Origin of the sequence: Pseudobutyrivibrio sp., from assembly GCF_015057185.1 — a bacterium.
Lineage (GTDB): Bacteria > Bacillota > Clostridia > Lachnospirales > Lachnospiraceae > Pseudobutyrivibrio.
Genome location: NZ_SVEV01000060.1, coordinates 1 through 4,198, shown reverse-complemented (window position 1 = coordinate 4,198; position 4,198 = coordinate 1). Strand labels below are relative to the sequence as shown.

General features: G+C 34.6%; 8 protein-coding genes. 7 read left to right on the top strand and 1 reads right to left on the bottom strand.

What is annotated here, in order from left to right; all coding sequences use genetic code 11:
- Positions 1-55: 55 nt before the first annotated feature.
- On the bottom strand, positions 56-403 hold the full coding sequence (locus E7276_RS15035) for a hypothetical protein (RefSeq protein WP_294219396.1): 348 nt from the start codon (positions 401-403) through the stop codon (positions 56-58).
- Positions 404-759: 356 nt separating this feature from the next.
- On the opposite strand from E7276_RS15035, the gene E7276_RS15030 reads away from it, so the two are divergent.
- The 7 genes from E7276_RS15030 to E7276_RS15000 all read left to right on the top strand — a co-directional run bounded on the left by E7276_RS15030 (position 760) and on the right by E7276_RS15000 (position 4,083).
- Positions 760-1,071: a glutaredoxin-related protein gene (locus E7276_RS15030; RefSeq protein ID WP_294219395.1), complete on the top strand. Its 312-nt coding sequence runs from the start codon at positions 760-762 to the stop codon at positions 1,069-1,071.
- 150 nt (positions 1,072-1,221) lie between these two features.
- Complete coding sequence (locus tag E7276_RS15025; protein WP_294219390.1) at positions 1,222-1,761, top strand: Pr6Pr family membrane protein; 540 nt, start codon at positions 1,222-1,224, stop codon at positions 1,759-1,761.
- Between the two features lie 18 nt (positions 1,762-1,779).
- Entirely contained in the window at positions 1,780-2,121 is a 342-nt protein-coding gene (locus tag E7276_RS15020; RefSeq protein WP_294219388.1) for a phenylpyruvate tautomerase MIF-related protein, read from the top strand.
- Between the two features lie 12 nt (positions 2,122-2,133).
- Entirely contained in the window at positions 2,134-3,057 is a 924-nt protein-coding gene (locus E7276_RS15015; RefSeq protein WP_294219386.1) for a DMT family transporter, read from the top strand.
- Between the two features lie 49 nt (positions 3,058-3,106).
- A complete protein-coding gene (locus tag E7276_RS15010) occupies positions 3,107-3,289 on the top strand; it encodes a hypothetical protein (protein WP_294219383.1) in 183 nt (60 codons plus the stop codon).
- A 25-nt stretch (positions 3,290-3,314) separates the two neighbouring features.
- Positions 3,315-3,593, top strand: a complete 279-nt coding sequence (locus E7276_RS15005) for an acylphosphatase (RefSeq protein ID WP_294219381.1) — start codon at positions 3,315-3,317, stop codon at positions 3,591-3,593.
- Between the two features lie 16 nt (positions 3,594-3,609).
- On the top strand, positions 3,610-4,083 hold the full coding sequence (locus E7276_RS15000) for a MazG nucleotide pyrophosphohydrolase domain-containing protein (protein WP_294219379.1): 474 nt from the start codon (positions 3,610-3,612) through the stop codon (positions 4,081-4,083).
- The last annotated feature ends 115 nt before the right edge of the window (positions 4,084-4,198 follow it).

The window sequence follows — 4,198 nt, the reverse complement described above, 5'->3', positions numbered from 1 at the left end:
GGCTCTTTTTTTTATAAAAGAGGAGTGAAATCCGAAGATTTCACTCCTTACCTTTTTAGGGGAGTTTTTTAACAGCCTCTAGTAAATCCTCTATTTTCATATTCCTATCATCAATATATATGTCACAGGTGATTTTCCTACTATTGCTTCCATAGTATTCAACAACCTCAGGTAGGTTATCATTAATGGCATCGAAAATCAGACCTTGCTTTTCACACCAAATAGCTGCGTCAGCTAAGGGCTTTCCAACTCTACAAGTCCATAAAATGAGTTTGTTACCAAGCTCTTTTTGGCGCTTGAGATATTTTATTAACGGAATATTAGGTTCGCCTAAATCAGGCCAGTTGCTGTAGCATAATGTGTTGTCAAAATCGACGGCGATGATTTTATTAATAAGTTCCATAGGCTATCCTCCAACAAACTATTTATTTGCAGTATTATGCTGCCATGTAATCTAAGTAGTCATCCTCAGTTGCAAATAATTCATATTCCCCGTCTACATACCCCATATAACCAATATCAATAATATATCCTTTCATAAAAACACCTCCGTAGGTTTTTGCTGTTTCTTAACTGTCTATATAATAAATTTTTCCCGTGTCCATATTTATACCCAGCGGAGGAGCGAAGTAATCTGTACTTAATAGAGTAAACATATAATTATAAAACAGAAAAAATGTTTATTTTTGACATGGAAAAATTAAATTGGATGCAATATAATTATTGGAAAACTATACGTAGAGAAAAGAGGTGTGTAAGATGATAAAAATATTTGGAATGCACACATGTCCCTATTGTGATTACCTTCAGCCACAGATAGAAGGTAAGGAAAGTGAGTTTACATATATAGATATTGGGGCACATGTACAGAACATGCATGAATTTATGGACTTAAGAGATAATAGAGCAGAGTTTAATCATTCTAAGGAGATTGGTGATATAGGTATACCTTGCTTCCTTTTTGAGGATGGTAGGATTAGTTTGGATCCTGCAGATGCAGGCCTTATTGAATATAATGGAAGCTCCGCTTGTTCAATTGAAGATCATAAGAATGGTAAAAGCGGTTGTTAAAGTTTTTTTGTTGAGTTTATGATGTTAAGTATTATTCAAAAGAGGATATCTTATTTATTAAAGATAATTGTGTTTTTCTCAGCATTTATAGGTACATTTATAAGTGCTTACTCAGGCCGTCACTCATTTATGGGTGGCTCTAGAGTTTTCATGTATTTTACAATACAGTCTAATATTGCAATTGCAATAATTTGTTTATTAGGTTTTATTTTTATACATCAAGGCAGGTCAGTAGGTTTACCATGGCAGATTATTAAATTTGTGGGAACAATATCCATAACACTTACAGGAGTTGTATTTTGCTTTGTTTTAGCACCTGCATTGAATACGGCGTGGAACATTCAAAATATACTCACTCATGTTGTGGTTCCAGTGATGTCTATAATGGATTTTTTCGTTGTAAGCAGCACTTTTAACATTGCCAAAAAGTATGTACTATATGTGATTATTCCGCCGATTCTTTATGCTATTTATGCAGGAATTGGATACGTAAAGGGCTGGGAATTCGCTGATGGATATAATTATCCATATTTCTTTCTTAATTGGGGCAGTGAAGCAGGTGCATTCGGCTTTTCTGATGAATTACCATTTATGGGAACAGCATGGTGGATTTTGGCTCTCTTTATGTTCCTAATTGTGATAGGATATATTTACTTACTAATAGTAGATAGAATTAAGAAAAAGAAATAACAGTATAGGAGGTTTATTATGCCATTTATTGATTCTAAAATCACAGTACCTGTAAATGCAGAATTAAAAGAAGAACTTAAATCTGAAATGGGAAAATTGATTTCAACATTAGGTAAATCTGAAACATACTTAATGGTAGGTATTGAGGATGCCTATGATTTATGGTTGGGGGGCAAAAAGCTAGAAAAGGGCGCTTATGTTTCAGTAAGCCTTTATGGCAATGCTCCTTCAGATTCATACGATAAACTTACAGGACAAATCTGTAATCTATTTGCTGACAAGCTTGGCATTCCAGGAGATGCTGTATATGTTACATATCATCCTGTAGCTGATTGGGGATGGAACGGAAGGAATTTTTAATTCATAGATAGTATGACTGAAAAAAAGATATTACTTACTAATAAATATGTTGTTTTACTTTTGGCAATCATATGCTGCCTTCTTTGGGGGAGCGCTTTTCCTAGTATAAAGATAGGCTACCAAATATTTGAAGTTGAATCCTCTGACATTATGTCGCAGATTCTCTTCGCGGGAATAAGATTTTTGTTGGCTGGTGTATTAGCAATCCTATTTGGAAGTGCAATACAAAAAAGGTTTTTGTATCCTCAAAATAAGTCTTGGAAAATGGTATGTACCCTTAGCCTTTTTCAAACTATTTTTCAGTACTTTTTCTTTTATATGGGGTTAGCTAATGCATCAGGTGTAAAGTCATCAATTATTAATGGAATGAGCACCTTCTTTGCAATTCTTTTAGCCTGCCTAGTGAGAAAGCAAGAACGATTAACAAAAGGAAAACTATTTGGATGTATACTCGGTGCAATCGGCGTAATTATTGTCAGCTTAGCTAATGGTAATATAGAGGGTGGATTCACACTAAAAGGTGAGGGCTTTATTCTCATTGCATCTGTTTCATATGCGATTTCATCTGTTTTAATAAAAGAATATTCTAGATATGAGAACCCTGTCACATTAAGCGGATACCAGTTTGTGATTGGTGGAATAGTTATGATTTTAGTTGCCACTATTTCAGGGGGAAGGCTTAGCTTTAGATCGCCTGTAGGAATAATATTGATCATTTATATGGCTCTGATTTCCTCTGTAGCATATTCGATATGGGGGATTCTTTTAAAATATAATCCTGTATCGTCAGTCACTATCTATGGTTTTACAAATCCAATTTTTGGCGCTCTATTATCTGCTTTATTATTAGGAGAGTGGAAGCGCATTTCTTTTGAGCATTTATGTGCATTGGCATTTGTAAGCATAGGAATATATATTGTTAATAAATCAAATTAATTGTCCATTGATAAAGTTGTAAGATAGATTTACATAAAGAGGGGAAATAATGAACGCACGGGATCAACTTACAGTTGAAAATTTCATAAGTACTGGTATGGAGCTAGAAACATTATATACTTGTTTTCCAGATTTTCCTAAAGAAGAAATCTCAGAAATTTACAGCAGGTATAAAGCAAACCAAGAGAACCTTAATAATGAAGTGACCAATATAAGCATTAATTGTTCGTAGGAATTGGTAGGGAAAGAGTACACAAATGAAAGATTTAGTTAGATACCATATGGTATTTACTGGACGTGTCCAGGGAGTAGGCTTTAGGTATAAAGCAAATTATATTGCCGATCAATATCGCCTTACAGGATATGTGAAGAATGAATATGATGGCTCAGTGACAGTTGAAATACAAGGTACTGAGCAGGAAATCTATATGTTTTTAAAGGCACTAGCAAATGACAGATATATTGATATTTACGGGTTACAAAAAGAAAAGATTCCTGTAGATAATGATGAACGTAGTTTTATAGTGCAATATTAAGGCAAGTGAGGTACATATGGCACAGATAGATAGACTGAAAGAGATTGTAGAAAGCTTGAGGGGTGAAAATGGCTGCCCATGGGATAAGGCACAGACTCACGAGAGCCTTAAACCCGAGTGTATAGAGGAAGCTGCTGAGGTTATTAATAGTATAAATAACTATACTAGAACTGGTGATTCGGAGAATCTAAAGGAAGAACTGGGAGATCTTCTTTTGCAGGTAATGTTCCATAGTGTAATAGCAGAAGAGGAAGGATTGTTTACATTCGATGATGTGGCGAAAACCGTTTCAGATAAGATGGTTAGACGTCATCCTCACGTTTTTTCAGGAATAACTTATAAATCAAAAGAAGAACAGCATGCTGCTTGGGAAGAAATAAAGAAAACAGAAAAAGAAGGGAAAGAATGGTTTGCAGATACCCTTCCAGAAGCATTTGAAGAAGCCAAAGAACTTATTGAGAGGGCTAAAGAACGAAAGGGATATAGGTAATGCGTAAGTTAGAAGTTATTTATGCACTCGCATCAATAGGCTCTTTAGTACCATAAAAGTGTAGTAGTTAGAGAGTAATTAACTCTAACTTCTGCACTTATTTTTTTATAATAAG